Origin of the sequence: Oerskovia enterophila, from assembly GCF_044748475.1 — a bacterium.
Classification (GTDB): domain Bacteria; phylum Actinomycetota; class Actinomycetes; order Actinomycetales; family Cellulomonadaceae; genus Oerskovia; species Oerskovia enterophila.
In genome coordinates this window covers 35,479-54,516 of the sequence record NZ_JBIVFZ010000003.1, presented here as the reverse complement: position 1 = coordinate 54,516, position 19,038 = coordinate 35,479, and the positions used below count along the sequence as shown (strand labels likewise).

The following is a 19,038-nucleotide window of genomic DNA, read 5'->3' as shown; positions in this document are numbered from 1 at the left end:
CGCTGGTCCTCTGTCATCGCCGGTCCTCCGTGCTTGCCGTCCCCGCATCGCCCGCGGGCACGGTCACGAGGTCCTTGCCGCCGTCGACGCCGTCCCCGGCCGGGAAGCGCACGAACAGCATGAGCACGAGCCCGACGAGGATCACGGCGACGATCCCCAGGATGCCCCAGAACTGCTCGCCCGACACGGCGACCATGGTCGCGAACGCCATCGGCGCGAGGAAGCTCGCGGCGCGGCCCGTGGTCGCGTACAGGCCGAACGCCTCGGCCTCACGCCCCTCGTCGCTGATGCGGCCCAGCAGGGCACGGCTCGCGGACTGGGCCGGGCCGACGAACGCGCACAGCAGCAGGCCCCAGACCCAGAAGACGTTCGCGCCGCCGTCGTGCTGGACGAAGACGGCCGTGCCGGAGATCACCAGACCCACGAGCGAGCCCAGGATCACGCGGCGCGGGCCGATCTTGTCGTCGAGCCAGCCGGCCGCGATCGTCGAGAGCCCGGCGACGACGTTCGCGGCGATCGCGAACATGATGACCTCGCTCGCGCTGAACCCGAACGTGCCCGAGGCGATCACCGCCCCGAACGTGAAGACGCCCGCCAGGCCGTCGCGGTAGACCGCGCTCGCGACGAGGTAGCCGAGCGTCGAACGACGCGTGCGCCACAGGTGGACGAGGTCTCGGCCGAGCTTGCGGTACGCGCCCACGACACCGATCGGCGCGGACCCTCCCGGGCGCGGCGTCTCCGGGACGGCCAGGAGCACCGGGATCGCGAACACCGCGAACCACAGGGCCGAGAGCAGGACGCTCACCCGGATGTCCATGCCGTCCGTGCCCGTGACGCCGAACCAGCCGACCTCGGGGTTGATGAAACCGACGAACAGCACCAGCAGCAGCACGATCCCGCCGACGTAGCCCGCACCCCAGCCGATGCCGCTGATGCGCCCGATCGTGCGAGGCGTCGAGATGTCGAGCAGCAGGGCGTTGTACGCCACGGAGGCCAGCTCGAAGAAGACGTTGCCCGCCGAGAGCAGCACGACGCCCAGGATCACGGCGTCGGACAGCGAACCGGGGACGGGCTGCACGAAGAACATGGCGACCATGGCCGCGACGGTCGCCGCGGTGTTGACGCCGAGCCACACCTTGCGCCGGCCCGAGGCGTCCGCGAGCGCCCCGAGCGCGGGGGCGAGCAGGGCGATGAGCGCGCCGGCGATGGTCAGGCCCCACCCGAGCCAGGCCGTGTGGTCGGCCATGACCGCGTCGGGGTCGGCAGCTCCCGCCTCGACGAACGCGTCGCTCGTGATCCAGCGCGTGAAGACGAACGTCGTGACGACGGCGTTGAACGCGGCCGAGCCCCAGTCCCACAGGGACCAGGCGAGGACCTGGCGTCTGCCGACGACGGGGGAGGGCGAGACGGCGTCCGCGGCGGGGGCTGCGGGCCCTCGGCCGGGTGTGGCGGGGGTCACGTTCTGGTGATCTGGCACGCGCGCATCGTAGACCGTCCGGCGGGCGTGAGGGTGAACGGCGGGGGCTGGGTCGTGGGACGGTCACGACGGGGGAGGCCTCGGCCCCGCTAGGCTCTGCGCATGACTCGTGTCCTCATCCTCAACGGTCCCAACCTCGGTCGCCTGGGCGTCCGCGAGCCCGACGTCTACGGGGCGGCGTCCTACGCCGACCTGGTCGCGGCGGGCGAGCGCTGGGGAGCGGAGAACGACCTCGAGGTCCAGGTCCGCCAGACGGACGACGAGTCGGAGCTGGTCGGCTGGTTGCACGGCGCGGTCGACGACGGCGCGCACGTGGTGCTCAACCCCGCGGCGTTCACGCACTATTCGTACGCTCTGCGGGACGCGGCGGCGCAGGTGACCAAGGCAGGCCTGCTGCTCGTCGAGGTACACCTGAGCAACCCCGCGGCACGCGAGGAGTTCCGCCACAACTCGGTCATCGGCGGGGTGGCGACGGGCACCGTGGCCGGGTTCGGGTTCGACTCGTACCGCCTGGCGGTCCTGGCGATCGTGTCGCGGCTAGCGGCCTAGATCCTGCCATATCAAGCCCTGAGGCTTGAGCGGAGAGAATCAAGTTCTACCCCTTGAGGATGGTGGATCAAGGGTCTACCGTGGAGGGATGTTCGTCCTGACAGTGGACCAGAGAGCCAGCACCCGCCGGGGGGACCTCGTGCCGGACCTGCTCGGCCGCCTCGCGCCCTACGAGGACCGCGCGGGGGTCGTCATCCCCTTCGACCGGACCGTCGGCGACGAGGTGCAGGCCGTGCTCGACGACGCCGCGCTCGTCGTGGAGCTCGTCCTCGCCCTGGGCAGGTGGGGAGGCTGGAGCACGGGTCTCGGCATCGGTCAGGTGCTTCCCGGGCCCGACGGGCGTCTGCCCCAGGCTTCGCGCGAGGCGTCCGGGTCGGCGTTCGTCCACGCCCGCGCCGCGGTCGAGCGGGCCAAGACCCGCGGCAGCCCCGTCCCGTCGGCAGTCGAAGGACCCGACCCGGCGGCGGCCGGCGAGGTCGAGGCGCTCCTGCGGCTCCTGCTCGCGGTGGGCGCCCGGCGCACCCCGGCGGGCTGGGAGGTCGTCGACGCGCTCGCGCGTGTGGGTGGCACCCAGAAGGATGTGGCCCGGGACCTCGGGATCAGCGAGCAGGCCGTGAGCCAACGCCTGCGCGCGAGCCTGTGGTCCGAGGAAGCGGCCGTCCGGCCGGTCGTGACGAGACTCCTGCAGGAGGCAGACGCGTGAGCTTCGCATCAGGGATGGCCGTGGCAGGGGTCGTGGTCGCGACCCTCCTGCTCAGCGTGCTGGGCGGCATGCTCGTCACGCCGTGGGTCCTGCGGGCCGCGGCGCGCCGCTCCGAGATCGAGGGGGAGGTCCCTCCGGCCAGGGACCCGGGCCCCGTCCCTCCGCCGCCCGGACACGTCGTCCCGGCCGCAGGGGCGACCACGGCGCCGAGCGCTCCCGTCCCTCCGCCGCCGGCCGTCGGCGTGCCTGCCGGGCCACGCGCGTCGTCCCTGTCGGCCCCGGCCGTCCCGCCCGCCGCACCCGACCCGGCGGCGGGAGCGGCGCCGTCGGACCCTGGCGGGCCCCTCGGCGACGAGGCCGTCCAGACCCTGCGCGGCGGCACGTGGATCGGGATCCTCGAGCGCCTCGCGATCACAGGCTGCCTGCTCGCCGGGTACCCCGCGGGGGTCGCGTTCGTGGTCGCGATCAAGGGCCTGGGGCGCTACCCCGAGCTGCGCGACCACCCCGTCGCGGCCGAGCGCTTCATGATCGGCACCCTGGCCTCGATGATCTGGGCCGGAGCGACCGGAATCCTCGGCGCAGCGATCCTTGGTCTCCTCCGGTAGACTGGACCGGGCCTTTCGCGGCCCCCGGGAACGCCGCAGCGCTCGAACGCTGCTGTCGGCGCGGGGAGCCCGCCAGGAAGGGCCCGCTACCGCCAGGGCGCGCACCCGAACGTGTGCGCATCAGTGGATCGCACGTGGCTCCCACCGCGAGACACCCCGACGGCAGCCCCATGACAACGCGACAGGAAGACCGAACGTGGCGACGACCAACGACATCAAGAACGGCACCGTGCTCAAGCTCGACGGCCAGCTGTGGACGATCATCGAGTTCCAGCACGTCAAGCCCGGCAAGGGTGGCGCCTTCGTTCGCACCAAGATGAAGAACGTCCTGTCCGGCAAGACCGTCGACAAGACCTTCAACGCCGGCCTCAAGATCGAGACCGCGAACGTCGACAAGCGCGACATGCAGTACCTGTACAAGGACGGCGAGGACTTCGTCTTCATGGACACGTCCACGTACGACCAGATCACGGTCCCGGCCGCGACCGTCGGCGACGCCGCGGACTACATGCTCGAGAGCCAGAGCGCGCTCGTCGCGACGAACGAGGGCGTGCCGCTCTACGTCGAGCTGCCCCCGTCGGTCGTCCTCGAGATCACCTACACCGAGCCGGGCCTGCAGGGCGACCGCTCCACGGGCGGCACCAAGCCCGCGACGCTCGAGACCGGCGCGCAGATCCAGGTCCCGCTGTTCCTCGAGCAGGGCACCAAGGTCAAGGTCGACACCCGCGACGGTTCCTACCTGGGGCGCGTGAACGACTGACGTGGGTGCTCGAACCAAGGCACGCAAGCGCGCGCTCGACGTCCTCTTCGAGGCCGAGCAGCGCCAGCTGGACCCGCAGACCCTTCTTGCCGACCGGATCGTCGACTCGGGCAGCCAGACGCCCCTGCCGCAGTACACCGTGGACCTCGTCGAGGGGGTCCTGGCGCACCGCGAGCGGATCGACGAGCTGCTCGAGACCTACTCGCACGGGTGGACCCTCGAGCGCATGCCCGCGGTCGACCGCGCGCTCCTGCGCATCGGCAGCTGGGAGATCCTCTACAACGACGACGTCCCCGACGCCGTCGCGATCGACGAGGCCGTCGACCTCGCCCGTGAGCTCTCGACGGACGACTCGCCGAGCTTCGTCAACGGCCTGCTGGCCCGCATCGAGGAGATGAAGCCGACGATCCTGGCCTGAGCCAGGTCGGCCGGCAGTGCCTCACGCCACCTCGGTGGCACGACGTGCCTCCGGACGCCGGTCCCGCCCTCGTGGCGAGGCCGGCGTCCGTGCGTCCGGGGCTGCGGTCGGGTCTGCACCGAGCGACCGGCCGCCCGGCGGTGCGACTGCCTGCCCCGCTGGTCGCACTGTGACCAACGACGCCTGCCCACCCCGTGAGAAGCGCCGGGGCCCGCCCCGGCCGGGCGGTAGGGTGAAGGAGTCAGATTTCCTTTAAGGCCCGTCCAGTGAGGCGGGGAAGGGGGTCGCCAGAATGAGTTCTGGGCCTGCCGTACCATCTTCCGTTCCACCCGTCACCCCCGAGGACACCTCGGCCGGCGTGACCACCGTTCTCGGCGAGACCGAGATCGCGCGGGCACTGACCCGCATCGCCCACGAGATCGTCGAGCGCAACAAGGGCGCGCACGACGTGGTCCTCCTGGGCATCCCCACCCGAGGCGTCCCCCTGGCCGTGCGGCTCGCCGAGCGCCTCGCGACGATCGAGCCGGGTCTCGACACCGCGAGCATCGTGGGCGAGCTCGACGTCACCATGTACCGCGACGACCTGCACAAGCACCCGGTCCGCACCATCGGCGCGACCCGCCTGCCGGCCTCCGGGATCGACGGCAAGGTCGTCGTCCTGGTCGACGACGTGCTGTTCTCCGGTCGCACCATCCGCGCGGCGCTCGACGCGATCAGCGACGTCGGCCGCCCCCGCGCGGTCCAGCTCGCCGCGCTGGTCGACCGCGGGCACCGCGAGCTGCCGATCCGCCCCGACTACGTGGGCAAGAACCTGCCCACCTCCCTCTCCGAGCGCGTGAGCGTGCGCCTCGTCGAGACCGACGGGCCTGTCGACGGCGCCGCCACGGGTGAGCCCGTGGTCGACGCGGTCCTCATCAGCCAGCGGCCCACCACGTCCAGCGAGGGCACCCGATGAAGCACCTGCTGTCCACCGCGGACCTCTCGCGCACCGACGCGATCCGCATCCTCGACACGGCCGCCCAGATGGCCGCGACGCAGTCGCGCGAGATCAAGAAGCTCCCGACGCTGCGCGGTCGCACGGTCGTCAACCTGTTCTTCGAGGACTCGACGCGTACCCGGATCTCGTTCGAGACCGCGGCCAAGCGGTTGTCGGCCGACGTCATCAACTTCTCGGCCAAGGGGTCGAGCGTCTCCAAGGGCGAGTCGCTCAAGGACACGGCCCTGACCCTGCAGGCCATGGGCGCCGACGCGGTCGTGATCCGCCACCAGGCCTCGGGTGCCCCGCACACGCTCGCGCACGCCGGCTGGGTCGACTCGGCGGTCGTCAACGCGGGCGACGGGATGCACCAGCACCCCACGCAGGCGCTGCTCGACGCGTTCACCATGCGCCGCCACCTGGTCGGGCGCGGCGCCGCGGGCGCCTCGATCACCGGTGACCCCACCGGCCAGGACCTCGCGGGCCTGCGGGTCGCGATCGTCGGCGACGTGCTGCACTCGCGCGTGGCCCGTTCCAACGTCCACCTGCTGCACACGCTCGGCGCGAAGGTCACCCTGGTGGCCCCGCCCACGCTCGTGCCCGTGGGCGTCGAGACCTGGCCGTGCGACGTCTCGTACCACCTCGACGAGGTCCTCGCGGAGACCGCACCGGACGCCGTGATGATGCTCCGCGTCCAGCGCGAGCGCATGAGCGGCTCGGGAGCAGGCGGGGGAGCGTTCTTCCCCAACCCGCTCGAGTACACGCGCAACTTCGGGCTCGACGGGCGCCGCCTGGCGCTCCTGCCCGACCACACCATCGTCATGCACCCAGGCCCCATGAACCGTGGCCTGGAGATCTCGGCGGAGGCCGCCGACTCACCGCGCGCGGTGATCGTCGAGCAGGTCGCCAACGGGGTCGCGGTGCGCATGGCCGTCCTCTACCTGCTCCTCGCGGGCGACGCTTCCACGGAAAGGGCTGGACTCGAATGAGCGAGCAGACCACGAACCCCACCTACGTCCTGCAGGGCGCGGCCCCGCTGGGCGCCGACCCGGTCGACCTGGTCCTCGCGGGCGGCGTCATCACCGAGGTCCGCGCGGCGAACAGCCCCGTCGCGGACGGCGAGACCGTCGTCGACGCGGCCGGCCTGGTCGCCCTGCCCGGCCTCGTCGACCTGCACACGCACCTGCGCGAGCCGGGGCGCGAGGACGCCGAGACCATCGTCTCGGGCACGCGCGCCGCAGCCGTGGGCGGCTTCACCGCCGTGCACGCCATGGCCAACACGACCCCGGTCGCGGACACCGCGGGCGTCGTCGAGCAGGTCTGGCGGATCGGGCGCGACGCGGGCTGGGTCGACGTCCACCCGGTCGGCGCGGTCAGCGTGGGCCTCGAGGGCCACCACCTCGCCGAGATCGGCGCCATGGCCGACTCGGCCGCACGCGTGCGCGTGTTCTCGGACGACGGCAAGTGCGTCTGGGACCCCATCCTGATGCGCCGCGCCCTGGAGTACGTCAAGGCGTTCGACGGCGTCGTGGCCCAGCACGCGCAGGAGCCCCGCCTCACGGAGGGCGCCCAGATGAACGAGGGCGTCGTCTCGGCCGAGCTCGGCCTCGCGGGCTGGCCCGCGGTCGCCGAGGAGGCGATCATCGCGCGCGACGTGCTGCTCGCCGAGCACGTGGGCTCGCGCCTGCACGTGTGCCACCTGTCCACGGCCGGCTCGGTCGAGATCATCCGCTGGGCCAAGGGCCGCGGGATCGACGTGACGGCCGAGGTCACCCCGCACCACCTCATCCTCACCGACGAGCTCGCGCGCGACTACGACCCGACGTTCAAGGTCAACCCTCCGCTGCGTACCGCGGCGGACGTCGAGGCCGTGCGCCAGGGCCTGGCCGACGGCACGATCGACATCGTCGCGACCGACCACGCCCCGCACACGCGCGAGGACAAGGACTGCGAGTGGGCCGCGGCCGCGTTCGGCATGACGGGCCTGGAGACGGCCCTGAGCGTCGTGCAGGAGACCATGGTCGACTCGGGCCGCATGACCTGGGCGGACGTGGCGCGCGTCCTGTCGGCCGCGCCCGCGCGCATCGGCCGCATCGACGAGGGCCCGACGGCGCAGGGTCGCCCCCTCGAGGTCGGCGAGCCCGCCAACGTGGTCCTCGTGGACCCGGCGGCCCGGCGCGTGGTCGACGGCTCGGCGCAGGCCACGGCGAGCACCAACACGCCCTTCCAGGGCTACGAGCTCCCGGGACGGGTCGTCGCGACGTTCCTGCGCGGGCGCGCGACCGTCCTGGACGGCGCCCCGGCCGAGCAGGTCGCGGGGGTCCGCTCGTGAACCTCCCCCTGCCCGTCGCGGTCGGCATCTGGGTCGTCATCGGCCTGGTCCTGCTCACGGTCGTCTTCGTGGGCCTCAAGCGCCTGACGACCCGCACGGCCCAGACCGTCCCCGCCCCGCCGGCCGTCCCCGAGGGCGACCTGGGCGAGGTCCTGGCCGGCCCCGTGACCGCGGTCTACGTCTCCAGCACGCTCGCGGGGGACTGGCTCGCCCGCGTCGGGGCGCACCGTCTCGGCTTCCGGTCGAACGCGACCGTGACCGTGCACCGCACCGGAGTCCTGGTCTCCCGCCAGGGCGCACCCGACCTCTTCCTGGCCGCGAGCGCCCTCGAGGCCGTCTCGCTGGCCCCCGGGATGGCGGGCAAGTACGTGGGCAAGGACGGCCTGGTCGTGCTGACCTGGACCGTCCCCGCGGCCGGGGACGCGCCCGCCACACGCCTGGATACTGGACTGCGGACCCAGCAGACCGCCGACCGTGCCACCCTCCTGAACGCCGTGCGCGAGCTTCTTCCCGCCGCCGACGGCGCACCGAACGACGACTCGAAGGAGCCGCAGCAGTGAGCATCTCGACCCCCAGCACGGACGCCCAGGCCGACGACCGGACCGCGGTCCTGGTCCTCGAGGACGGCACGACCCTGACGGGCCTGGCCTACGGGGCCCGTGGCACGACGTTCGGCGAGATCGTCTTCAACACCGGCATGACCGGCTACCAGGAGACGCTGACCGACCCGTCCTACCACCGGCAGATCGTCGTCATGACGGCCCCCCACATCGGGAACACGGGAGTCAACGACGAGGACGCCGAGTCGACCCGCATCTGGGTCAGCGGCTACGTGGTGCGCGACCCTGCGCGCCGCGCCTCGAACTGGCGCGCGACGCGCTCGCTCGACGAGGACCTCGCGGCGCAGGGCGTCGTGGGCATCAGCTCGATCGACACGCGTGCCCTCACGCGCCACCTGCGCGAGCTCGGCACCATGCGTGCGGGCATCTTCTCGGGCGAGGACCTGCGTCGTGGCGGCTACCCGCGCCCCACGGAGGAGCTCGTCGAGCTCGTCCGCTCGGCCCCGGCCATGACGGGCGCGGACCTGGCCCGCGAGGTCAGCACGCCCGAGGCGTACGTCGTGGAGCCCTCGGGCGAGCACGCCGGCCAGGAGCCGGTCGCGACGGTCGTCGCGGTCGACCTGGGCATCAAGGCCATGACGCCCCAGCGCCTCGCCGAGCGCGGCGTGCGGGTGCACGTCGTGCCGAGCACGACCACGATCGACCAGATCGTCGCGCTCGCGCCCGACGGCGTGTTCTTCTCCAACGGCCCCGGCGACCCGGGCGCGGCGACGACCGAGGTCGAGCTGCTGCGCGCGGTCCTCGACCGCGGCATCCCGTACTTCGGCATCTGCTTCGGCAACCAGATCCTGGGCCGCGCGCTCGGGTACGGCACCTACAAGCTCGGCTACGGCCACCGCGGCATCAACCAGCCGGTGCTCGACCGCACCACGGGCAAGGTCGAGGTCACCGCGCACAACCACGGCTTCGCCGTCGACGCCCCGCGCGACGGGGAGTCGGTCGCCCCGCACGACGGCGGGCGCTACGGCCGCGTCGTCGTCTCGCACATCGGTCTCAACGACCAGGTCGTCGAGGGGCTCGCGTGCCTCGACCGCCCGGCCTTCTCGGTGCAGTACCACCCCGAGGCCGCAGCGGGCCCGCACGACGCCGCCTACCTCTTCGACCGCTTCCTCGACCTGATGCGCGACTCCGCAGGGGCCTCCGGCTCCGCGACGAACGCCGCCCCGGTCACCCCGTCCTCCGAAAGTGAGATCTGAGCCGTGCCTCGCAGAACTGACATCTCCAGCGTCCTGGTGATCGGCTCCGGGCCGATCGTCATCGGCCAGGCGTGCGAGTTCGACTACTCGGGCACGCAGGCCTGCCGCGTCCTGAAGGAGGAGGGCCTGCGGGTCATCCTCGTCAACTCGAACCCCGCCACGATCATGACGGACCCCGAGTTCGCCGACGCGACCTACGTCGAGCCCATCACGACCGAGGTCCTGACGACCATCATCGCCAAGGAGCGCCCCGACGCGCTGCTCGCGACCCTCGGCGGCCAGACGGCCCTCAACGCCGCGATCGCGCTCGACGAGGCCGGCGTCCTCGCGCAGTACGACGTCGAGCTCATCGGGGCGAACATCGCCGCGATCGAGAAGGGCGAGGACCGCCAGCAGTTCAAGGAGGTCGTCGAGAAGTGCGGCGGCGAGAGCGCCCGCTCGGAGATCATCCACACGATCGACGAGGCCATCGCGGCCGCCGACTCGCTCGGCTACCCGATGGTCGTGCGCCCCTCCTTCACCATGGGCGGTCTCGGCTCGGGCATCGCCTACGACGAGCAGGACCTGCGCCGCATCGTGGGCCAGGGCCTGCACTACTCGCCCACGACCGAGGTGCTCCTCGAGGAGTCGATCCTCGGCTGGAAGGAGTACGAGCTCGAGCTCATGCGCGACACCGCGGACAACGTGGTCGTCGTGTGCTCGATCGAGAACGTGGACCCGGTCGGCGTGCACACGGGCGACTCGGTCACGGTCGCCCCGGCGCTCACGCTCACGGACCGCGAGTTCCAGAAGCTGCGCGACATCGGCATCGCGGTCATCCGCGAGGTCGGCGTCGACACGGGTGGCTGCAACATCCAGTACGCGGTGCACCCCGACACGGGCCGCATCATCGTCATCGAGATGAACCCGCGCGTCTCGCGCTCCTCGGCGCTGGCGTCCAAGGCCACGGGGTTCCCGATCGCGAAGATCGCCGCGAAGCTCGCGGTGGGCTACACGCTCGACGAGATCCCCAACGACATCACGCAGGTCACGCCCGCGTCGTTCGAGCCCACGCTCGACTACGTCGTGGTCAAGGTCCCGCGCTTCGCGTTCGAGAAGTTCCCGGCCGCGGACCCGACGCTCTCGACGACCATGAAGTCGGTCGGCGAGGCCATGGCCATGGGCCGCAACTTCACCGAGGCGCTCGGCAAGGCCATGCGGTCGATCGACAAGGCCGGCTCGGTCTTCCACTGGGACGGCGAGCCCGTCTCGGGCGAGGCGCTCGACGAGCTCCTGGCGGAGATCGCCCGCCCGACCGAGGGCCGCCTGGTCGCGACCCAGCAGGCGCTGCGCGCCGGCGCGAGCCTCGAGCAGGTCTTCGAGGCCACCAAGATCGACCCGTGGTTCCTGGACCAGATCCAGCTCATCAACGAGGTCGCCGAGTCGGTCGCCTCGGCCGACGCGCTCACGCGCGACGTGCTGCTCGAGGCCAAGCGCCACGGCCTGTCGGACCCGCAGATCGCGAAGCTGCGCGGCATGGGTGCGGCGGGGGAGTCCACGGTCCGAGAGGTCCGCTACGCGCTCGACGTGCGCCCGGTCTACAAGACGGTCGACACGTGCGCGGCCGAGTTCGCCGCCAAGACGCCGTACCACTACTCGTCGTACGACCTCGAGTCCGAGGTCGCACCGCGCGAGCGTCCCGCAGTCCTGATCCTGGGCTCGGGCCCCAACCGCATCGGTCAGGGCATCGAGTTCGACTACTCGTGCGTGCACGCGACCCTCGCGCTCAAGGACGAGTACGAGACCGTCATGGTCAACTGCAACCCGGAGACCGTCTCGACGGACTACGACACCTCGGACCGCCTCTACTTCGAGCCGCTCACGTTCGAGGACGTCCTCGAGGTCTACCAGGCCGAGCTCGCCGCGGGACCCGTCGCGGGCATCATCGTGCAGCTCGGCGGCCAGACCCCGCTGAGCCTCGCGCAGCGCCTGGCCGACGCGGGCCTGCCCATCCTCGGCACCTCGCCCGAGGCCATCGACGCGGCCGAGGACCGTGGCGTGTTCGGTCGCGTCCTGGCCGAGGCGGGCCTGCCCGCCCCGGCGTTCGGCACGGCGACGTCCCTGGCCGAGGCCCAGGAGATCGCCGAGGGCATCGGCTACCCGGTGCTCGTGCGTCCCTCCTACGTGCTCGGTGGGCGCGGCATGGAGATCGTCTACTCGGCCGAGCAGCTCACGGGCTACGTCGAGCGTGCGCTGCACGCCGCCGCGACCGACGACCGCACCACGACGGGCTCGCTGCCCGCGCCGCTGCTCATCGACCGCTTCCTCGACGACGCGATGGAGATCGACGTCGACGCGCTCTACGACGGCACCGAGATGTACCTCGGCGGCGTTATGGAGCACATCGAGGAGGCCGGCATCCACTCGGGCGACTCGGCCTGCGTGCTGCCCCCCGTCTCGCTGAGCGAGGCCGAGATCGAGCGCATCCGCCGCTCGACCGAGGCCATCGCCAAGGGCGTGGGCGTGCGCGGCCTGCTCAACGTGCAGTACGCGCTGGTCTCGGACGTCCTGTACGTCCTGGAGGCCAACCCGCGCGCCTCGCGCACGGTCCCGTTCGTCTCCAAGGCCACGGGAGTCTCGCTGGCCAAGGCCGCTGCCCGCGTCATGGTGGGCGAGTCGATCGCCGACCTGCGCGCGAGCGGCATCCTGCCCGCCGAGGGCGACGGTGGCACGCTCGACCTCGACGCCCCCATCGCGGTCAAGGAGGCAGTGCTGCCGTTCAAGCGGTTCCGCACGACCGACGGCATCGTGGTCGACACGGTCCTGGGCCCGGAGATGCGCTCGACGGGCGAGGTCATGGGCTTCGACCGCGACTTCCCGCGCGCGTTCGCCAAGTCCCAGGCGGCGGCCTTCGGCGGCCTGCCGACCACGGGCTCGGTCTTCGTGTCGGTCGCGGACCGCGACAAGCGTTCGATCGTCTTCCCGATCAAGCGCCTCACGGAGCTGGGCTTCGAGATCCTCGCGACCCAGGGCACCGCGGGCGTCCTGCGCCGCAACGGCATCCCGGCCACGATCGTGCGCAAGTTCTCCTCGGGCCGCGGCGCGGACGGTGAGCCGACGATCGTCGACCTCATCACCGAGGGCAAGGTCGACATGGTCATCAACACGCCGTCGGGCCAGGGCGCACGCGCCGACGGCTACGAGATCCGCGCGGCCACGACCGCCGCGGACAAGCCGATCGTCACGACGACCCAGCAGCTCGCTGCCGCCGTCCAGGGCATCGAGGCGGTGCTCGCGGGTCCGTTCGACGTGTGGAGCCTGCAGGAGCACATGACGGCCACGGCCGCGCGTCACGCCGCGGCGGACGCGTGAGCGCCGCGGTGACCCCGGCCCGTCGCCCCTTCGGGGAGCGGCTCGCCGCGGCCATGGACTCCCTCGGGCCGCTGTGCGTGGGCATCGACCCGCACCCGGGCCTGCTCGCGGCGTGGGGCCTGCCCGACGACGCCACGGGGGTCCGTGAGTTCGGCCTGCGGGTCGTGGAGGCCGTGGGTGGGCACGTCGCTGCGCTCAAGCCGCAGTCGGCGCTGTTCGAGCGCCACGGCTCGCGCGGGGTCGCGGCGCTCGAGGAGGTCCTGGCCGCTGCGGCGGCCGCGGGGCCGTCCGGGACGCTGACGATCGTCGACGCCAAGCGCGGCGACATCGGGTCGACCATGGCGGGGTACGCGGACGCCTACCTGCGCGACGGCTCGCCGCTCGCGGGTGACGCGCTGACGGTCTCGCCGTACCTGGGCTTCGGGTCGCTGACCCCGGCCGTGGAGGCCGCGCTCGAGACGGGGCGCGGGCTGTTCGTGCTGTGCCTGACGTCCAACCCGGAGGGCGCTTCGGTCCAGCACGCCCGCACGGGCGCCGGGGCCGACGTCCGCTCGGTCGCCGCGCGCATCGCGGCGGAGGCCGCGGCCCTCAACGAGGGCGCGGACCCGCTCGGGTCGATCGGCCTGGTCGTGGGCGCGACCATCGGTGACGCGGCGCGCAACACCGGGGTGGACCTGCCGGCCGTCAACGGCCCGCTCCTGGCTCCCGGGGTCGGTGCGCAGGGCGCTGGCGCGGCCGAGCTTGCCGCGGTGTTCGGCGACGCTCGTCGCCAGGTGCTTGCGTCGTCCTCGCGCGGTGTGCTCGCGGCCGGGCCCGACGCGGCCTCGCTCCTCGAGGCGGCACGAGCGGCCTCGCGCGAGGCGGCCGACGCGCTGCGCGGCTGAGAACCAGCAGCACGCTCGCAGACGTCCGAGGGGGCGCCCACCGATTCCGGTGGGCGCCCCCTCGGACGTGCGGCGGCTCTTGACGCGACCTGACAGACTCGCCCCATGACCTCCTCCCTCGCTGCTCACGCCCGGACGAACGACCCCGGCGCCCTCGACATCCCCGGGACCTGGAACGCTCGCGACGTGGGTGGCCGCGCCGTGCCGGTCGGTGCCACCGAGCCGTTGCGTACCGGGGTCCTGCTGCGCACCGCCGGCCTGTCCCGGCTGACGCCCGAGGGCGTGGCCGCGCTCGAGGCCCTCGGCGTGACCGTCGACCTCGACCTGCGTGGCGAGGACGAGGTCGAGCGCGACGGGCAGGACGTCGTCCCGGCGACCACGCGGGTGGTGCCCCGGCGGATGGACCCGGGCGCCGGCGTCGGGCACGCGCTGCGCGCCTCGAGCGACGGGGCAGGCAGCGACGACCCCGAGGACTCCGAGGAACGGTCGGCCGACACCGCCGCGATGATCGGTCAGCTGATCGGTTCGAAGGATCCGCAGGCGCTGGCCCGTGCCATGATGCACGGCGTCTATGCGACGTTCGTCACGGACCCGGGGATCCGCAGGACGGTCGGAGCGGCGCTGCGGGACGTCGCAGACGCCGACGGCGCGGTCGTCGTGCACTGCTCGGCGGGCAAGGACCGCACGGGGTGGATCGTCGCCCTGGTCCAGCACGTCTGCGGCGTGAGCGACGAGGACCGGCTCGCCGAGTACCTCGCGAGCGCCGCCGCGGTCGAGGGCATGGCCGCCGTGATCCCCCCGATCCCCGGGCTCGACAAGGAGGCGCTGACGCCGCTGCTGGGCGTCGAGCCCGAGTACCTGCAGGGAGCGTGGACGCTCGCCGAGCAGGAGTTCGGGAGCATCGACGGATACCTCGACGCGTGCGGCGTCGAGCCTGCGACCAGGGAGAAGATCGTCAGGAAGTTCGCTGCTCAGGGCGTGTGAACGTTGCCTGACCTGCCAGGTGTGACTAGTTTCGAAGGTGTCGAGGTCGCCACCGGGGCTCGTGATCCGGTCGGCGGCCCCGGTGCACGTGTGGGCCCATCCGTCTGAGGACAAGTAGGTGACTTGCGTGGCACTACCATCCCTGACCCCCGAGCAGCGCGCGGCCAATCTCGAGAAGGCGGCCGAGGCGCGTCGAGCTCGCGCCGAGGTCAAGAACCGGCTGAAGTACTCCCAGGGCTCTCTCGCCGAGGTGATCGAGCAGGGCCGCACCGACGACGTGATCGGCAAGCTGCGCGTCGTCGCGCTGCTGGAGTCGCTCCCCGGCGTAGGTAAGGTGAAGGCCCGGGCGATCATGGAAGAGATCGGGATCGCCGAGACGCGTCGCGTCCGCGGGCTGGGACCCCACCAGTCCGCGGCGCTCATCGAGAGGTTTGGCTGACATTTCCGCTTCACCCGCTGCGCCGGTTGCCTCGTCACCCGCCGCACCACAGCACCCTGCCCGCCTGACCGTCCTGGCGGGCCCGACCGCCGTCGGGAAGGGGACCGTGTCCGCGGACATCCGCGCCCGCTACCCGCAGGTGTGGCTGTCCGTGTCCGCGACGACCCGTGAGGCACGCCCCGGCGAGGTGGACGGCGTCCACTACCACTTCATCTCGACCGAGGAGTTCGACCGCATGGTCGCCCAGGGCGAGATGCTCGAGTGGGCCGTGGTGCACGGACGCAACCGGTACGGCACCCCGCGTCGCCCGGTCGAGGAGAAGCTCGCGGCGGGCGTGCCCGCGCTGCTGGAGATCGACCTGCAGGGGGCACGTCAGGTCCGCGCCTCGATGCCGGAGGCGCGGTTCGTGTTCCTCGCCCCGCCCAGCTGGGAGGAGCTCGAGCGGCGCCTCGTGGGGCGCGGCACGGAGGGACCTGAGGAGCGTGAGCGCCGCCTGGCGACCGCGCGCGTCGAGCTGGCCGCCGAGCCGGAGTTCGACGTCGTGATCGTCAACGACGAGGTGCACCGCGCGACCGACGCGCTCGTCGAGGCCATGGGGCTGACGCCCGTCGCCTGAGAGGGTGCCGCAGAACCGTGCACGGGGAGGGCCGTCGAGCAGGACGGACCGGTCCTCCCGAGGATTTGTGCGTGCCCAGTAGACTGGTCGTCAGGCGCGTGCGTGCTGAGCGCGCGCAACCTCGTGATCCACCAGGCTGTACCCGATCCGCACGTCGTACCTGAACCATCCATCCTGCACCGGCTCTGACAGGCCGTCGCAGGTCCCCCTGACTCACGGAGTGAGACTGTGTCCGGAACCATCGCCGCCCCCGAGGGCATCACCGACCCGCCCATCGACAAGCTGCTGGAGCGCGCCGACTCCAAGTACGCGCTCGTGATCTACGCCGCCAAGCGCGCGCGCCAGATCAACGCGTACTACTCGCAGCTCAACGAGGGCCTGCTGGAGAACGTGGGCCCGCTCGTCGAGACCCGCAACCAGGAGAAGCCGCTGTCGATCGCGATGCGCGAGATCAACCAAGGCCTGCTCACCATCGAGACCGTGGACGTCCCGGCTCCCTGATCGTCGACCGCCTCCGGGCGGGCGGACGTTCCGTGCGAGGCGTGGGCGCGAGGGAGGGCTCGTACCGATGAGGATCCTGCTGGGTGTCAGCGGGGGAGTGGCGGCCTACAAGGCCGTCCTCCTGCTGCGTCTCCTGCGTGAGCAGGGGCACCGGGTGCGAGTCGTCCCCACCGCCTCCGCGCTGCGCTTCGTGGGCGCGCCCACGTTCGAGGCGCTCTCGGGCGAGAAGGTCACCACCGAGGTGTTCGACGACGTCCCGCAGGTCGCGCACGTCGCGCTCGGCCAGGGCGCGGACCTGGTGATCGTCGCCCCCGCCACGGCGGACCTCCTCGCGCGCGCGGCCGCCGGCCGCGCGGACGACCTGCTGACCTCGACCCTCCTGACGGTGCGCTGCCCCGTGGTCATGGCCCCGGCCATGCACACCGAGATGTGGCAGCACCCGGCGACCGTGGCCAACGTCGCGACGCTGCGCTCGCGCGGCGTCCACGTGATCGAGCCGGCCAGCGGCCGGCTCACGGGCAAGGACACGGGCCCCGGGCGCCTGCCCGAGCCCGAGGACATCGCTCGTCTCGCGCTCGAGGTCGCCGGCCGGGCAGGAGCCCGCGGGGCTCCCCAGGACCTGGCCGGCCTGCACGTGGTCGTCTCGGCCGGAGGCACGCGCGAACCCATCGACCCGGTGCGCTTCATCGGGAACCTGTCGAGCGGGCGCCAGGGCGTCGCGCTCGCCCGCGCGGCCCAGGACCGGGGCGCACGCGTGACCCTCGTCGGGGCGAACCTCACCGAGCCCCTCGACGGGATCGAGGACGTCGTGCGCGTCGGGTCGACCGCCGAGCTGCGGGACGCGGTCCGCGCGGCCGCGCCGAGCGCCGACGTGGTGGTCATGACGGCCGCGGTCGCGGACTTCCGCCCCGCACGCACCCCGGGCGCCAAGATCAAGAAGGTGCCGGGCCAGGGGCCCGCGCCCATCGAGCTCGTCGAGAACCCGGACATCCTGGCCGAGCTGGCGCGCGAGCGCCTGCGACCCGGGCAGGTCGTGGTCGGGTTCGCGGCCGAGACGGGCGACGAGACCGGGGACGTCCTGCACCACGGCCGCGCCAAGGCGCGCCGCAAGGGCGCCGACCTGCTGGTGATCAACCCGGTCGGTGGCGGCCGAGGGTTCGGCACGGACAGCAACGAGGTCACGATCGTCGACGCGCAGGGCGAGACCGTCGCCCAGGCCGCCGGGTCCAAGCGCGAGGTCGCGGACGCGGTGTGGGACGCGGTCCTCAAGCTCTCGCCGCCGCTCGCAGCGACCACGGACTGAGATCTCCTTCACGTCTCAGTGGTCGGATGCCGCGTATCACCTAGCGGGACAGTACGCTGGATCCCATGAGTTCTGACGACCTGCGCCTGTTCACGTCCGAGTCCGTGACGGAAGGCCACCCGGACAAGGTCTGTGATCAGATCTCCGACGCGATCCTCGATGCGCTCCTCGAGCAGGACCCCACCTCGCGGGTCGCGGTCGAGACCATGGTGACCACGGGTCTGGTCCACGTCGCGGGCGAGGTGACCACCAACGCGTACGTCGAGATCCCGCAGATCATCCGCGACGTCGTCCGGGGGATCGGCTACACGTCGTCAGCGATCGGCTTCGACGGCGACTCGTGCGGCGTCTCGGTCTCGATCGGCCAGCAGTCCCCGGACATCGCCCAGGGCGTCGACAAGAGCCTGGAGGAGCGAGACGACTCCTCGGGCCCGAGCATCTCGCGTGACCCGCTCGACGCCCAGGGCGCCGGCGACCAGGGCCTGATGTTCGGCTACGCGAGCGACGAGACCCCCACGCTCCTGCCGTTGCCGATCTTCCTCGCGCACCGCCTGGCCGAGCGTCTCGCCCTCGTCCGCAAGGACGGGTCGCTGCCGGGACTGCGCCCCGACGGCAAGACGCAGGTGACCATCGGCTACGACGGCGACCGCGCGGTCCGCCTCGACACCGTGGTGCTCTCGACCCAGCACGACGAGGACGTCCTGCAGGAGACGCTGCGCGCACAGGTCGCCGAGCTCGTCGTGGCCCCGGTCCTCGAAGGGCTCGACCTGGACGTCGCCGACTTCCGCCTGCTCGTGAACCCGACCGGCAAGTTCGTGATCGGCGGCCCCCAGGGTGATGCGGGGCTCACGGGCCGCAAGATCATCGTCGACACCTACGGCGGCATGGCCCGTCACGGCGGTGGCGCGTTCTCGGGCAAGGACCCGTCGAAGGTCGACCGTTCGGCCGCCTACGCCACGCGCTGGGTCGCCAAGAACGTCGTCGCGGCCGGGCTCGCGCGCCGGTGCGAGGTCCAGGTCGCGTACGCGATCGGCAAGGCGCACCCCGTGGGTCTGTACGTCGAGACGTTCGGCACCGAGACGGTCCCGGTCGAGCGCATCCGTGCCGCGATCGACCAGGTCTTCGACCTGCGCCCGGCCGCGATCATCGCGGACCTGGACCTGCTGCGCCCCATCTACTCCCAGACCGCGGCCTACGGGCACTTCGGTCGCGAGCTGCCCGACTTCACGTGGGAGCGCACGGACCGCGTCGCCGCGCTCCAGGCCGCGGTCTGAGCCGCGGCGGGCGGTTCGCCCGGTGTGGGTGGCGCGTGCTGAGATAGGGC

19 protein-coding genes are annotated in these 19,038 nt (G+C 72.4%); 18 read left to right on the top strand and 1 reads right to left on the bottom strand.

What is annotated here, in order from left to right; genetic code table 11:
• Positions 1-13: 13 nt before the first annotated feature.
• Positions 14-1,477: an MFS transporter gene (locus ACIPWA_RS09605; RefSeq protein WP_400289751.1), complete on the bottom strand. Its 1,464-nt coding sequence runs from the start codon at positions 1,475-1,477 to the stop codon at positions 14-16.
• 102 nt (positions 1,478-1,579) lie between these two features.
• Between ACIPWA_RS09605 and ACIPWA_RS09600 the strand changes: the two genes are divergently transcribed.
• From ACIPWA_RS09600 to metK, 18 genes are all read left to right on the top strand, one after another.
• Entirely contained in the window at positions 1,580-2,026 is a 447-nt protein-coding gene (locus tag ACIPWA_RS09600) for a type II 3-dehydroquinate dehydratase (protein WP_056652020.1), read from the top strand.
• 88 nt (positions 2,027-2,114) lie between these two features.
• Complete coding sequence (locus tag ACIPWA_RS09595; protein ID WP_400289749.1) at positions 2,115-2,729, top strand: hypothetical protein; 615 nt, start codon at positions 2,115-2,117, stop codon at positions 2,727-2,729.
• Positions 2,726-3,334, top strand: a complete 609-nt coding sequence (locus tag ACIPWA_RS09590) for a hypothetical protein (RefSeq protein ID WP_400289747.1) — start codon at positions 2,726-2,728, stop codon at positions 3,332-3,334. Before ACIPWA_RS09595 ends, ACIPWA_RS09590 begins: the two co-directional genes overlap by 4 nt.
• Before the next feature lie 196 nt (positions 3,335-3,530).
• Positions 3,531-4,094 carry an elongation factor P gene (efp, locus tag ACIPWA_RS09585; protein ID WP_056652011.1) on the top strand — a complete coding sequence of 188 codons (564 nt, stop codon included), beginning with the start codon at positions 3,531-3,533 and terminating at the stop codon, positions 4,092-4,094.
• A gap of 1 nt (position 4,095) precedes the next feature.
• Positions 4,096-4,512, top strand: coding sequence for a transcription antitermination factor NusB (gene nusB / locus ACIPWA_RS09580; protein WP_056652009.1), 417 nt, complete (start codon positions 4,096-4,098; stop codon positions 4,510-4,512).
• A 292-nt stretch (positions 4,513-4,804) separates the two neighbouring features.
• Positions 4,805-5,467, top strand: a complete 663-nt coding sequence (gene pyrR, locus ACIPWA_RS09575; RefSeq protein WP_068625190.1) for a bifunctional pyr operon transcriptional regulator/uracil phosphoribosyltransferase PyrR — start codon at positions 4,805-4,807, stop codon at positions 5,465-5,467.
• A complete protein-coding gene (locus ACIPWA_RS09570) occupies positions 5,464-6,477 on the top strand; it encodes an aspartate carbamoyltransferase catalytic subunit (protein WP_068625191.1) in 1,014 nt (337 codons plus the stop codon). Before pyrR ends, ACIPWA_RS09570 begins: the two co-directional genes overlap by 4 nt.
• The gene (locus ACIPWA_RS09565) at positions 6,474-7,820 is read left to right on the top strand and encodes a dihydroorotase (RefSeq protein ID WP_400289744.1); all 1,347 of its coding nucleotides are present in this window, start codon (positions 6,474-6,476) and stop codon (positions 7,818-7,820) included. The genes ACIPWA_RS09570 and ACIPWA_RS09565 overlap by 4 nt, the downstream gene beginning before the upstream one ends.
• Positions 7,817-8,380, top strand: coding sequence for a PH-like domain-containing protein (locus ACIPWA_RS09560; RefSeq protein ID WP_231907732.1), 564 nt, complete (start codon positions 7,817-7,819; stop codon positions 8,378-8,380). The genes ACIPWA_RS09565 and ACIPWA_RS09560 overlap by 4 nt, the downstream gene beginning before the upstream one ends.
• A complete protein-coding gene (gene carA, locus ACIPWA_RS09555) occupies positions 8,377-9,636 on the top strand; it encodes a glutamine-hydrolyzing carbamoyl-phosphate synthase small subunit (RefSeq protein WP_056651997.1) in 1,260 nt (419 codons plus the stop codon). The genes ACIPWA_RS09560 and carA overlap by 4 nt, the downstream gene beginning before the upstream one ends.
• Positions 9,637-9,639: 3 nt before the next feature.
• Complete coding sequence (carB, locus tag ACIPWA_RS09550; protein ID WP_068625193.1) at positions 9,640-12,987, top strand: carbamoyl-phosphate synthase large subunit; 3,348 nt, start codon at positions 9,640-9,642, stop codon at positions 12,985-12,987.
• The gene (gene pyrF / locus ACIPWA_RS09545) at positions 12,984-13,871 is read left to right on the top strand and encodes an orotidine-5'-phosphate decarboxylase (protein ID WP_400289741.1); all 888 of its coding nucleotides are present in this window, start codon (positions 12,984-12,986) and stop codon (positions 13,869-13,871) included. The genes carB and pyrF overlap by 4 nt, the downstream gene beginning before the upstream one ends.
• A 105-nt stretch (positions 13,872-13,976) precedes the next feature.
• Positions 13,977-14,855 (top strand): tyrosine-protein phosphatase, encoded by an 879-nt coding sequence (locus ACIPWA_RS09540; protein ID WP_400289739.1) that lies wholly within the window; start codon positions 13,977-13,979, stop codon positions 14,853-14,855.
• A gap of 127 nt (positions 14,856-14,982) precedes the next feature.
• On the top strand, positions 14,983-15,294 hold the full coding sequence (gene mihF / locus ACIPWA_RS09535) for an integration host factor, actinobacterial type (RefSeq protein ID WP_056651986.1): 312 nt from the start codon (positions 14,983-14,985) through the stop codon (positions 15,292-15,294).
• 1 nt (position 15,295) lies between these two features.
• Positions 15,296-15,910 carry a guanylate kinase gene (gene gmk / locus ACIPWA_RS09530; protein WP_139107725.1) on the top strand — a complete coding sequence of 205 codons (615 nt, stop codon included), beginning with the start codon at positions 15,296-15,298 and terminating at the stop codon, positions 15,908-15,910.
• Between the two features lie 228 nt (positions 15,911-16,138).
• The gene (gene rpoZ / locus ACIPWA_RS09525) at positions 16,139-16,411 is read left to right on the top strand and encodes a DNA-directed RNA polymerase subunit omega (RefSeq protein WP_056651983.1); all 273 of its coding nucleotides are present in this window, start codon (positions 16,139-16,141) and stop codon (positions 16,409-16,411) included.
• Between the two features lie 67 nt (positions 16,412-16,478).
• Complete coding sequence (coaBC, locus tag ACIPWA_RS09520; RefSeq protein WP_400289736.1) at positions 16,479-17,714, top strand: bifunctional phosphopantothenoylcysteine decarboxylase/phosphopantothenate--cysteine ligase CoaBC; 1,236 nt, start codon at positions 16,479-16,481, stop codon at positions 17,712-17,714.
• A gap of 65 nt (positions 17,715-17,779) precedes the next feature.
• Complete coding sequence (gene metK, locus ACIPWA_RS09515) at positions 17,780-18,988, top strand: methionine adenosyltransferase (RefSeq protein WP_400289733.1); 1,209 nt, start codon at positions 17,780-17,782, stop codon at positions 18,986-18,988.
• The last annotated feature ends 50 nt before the right edge of the window (positions 18,989-19,038 follow it).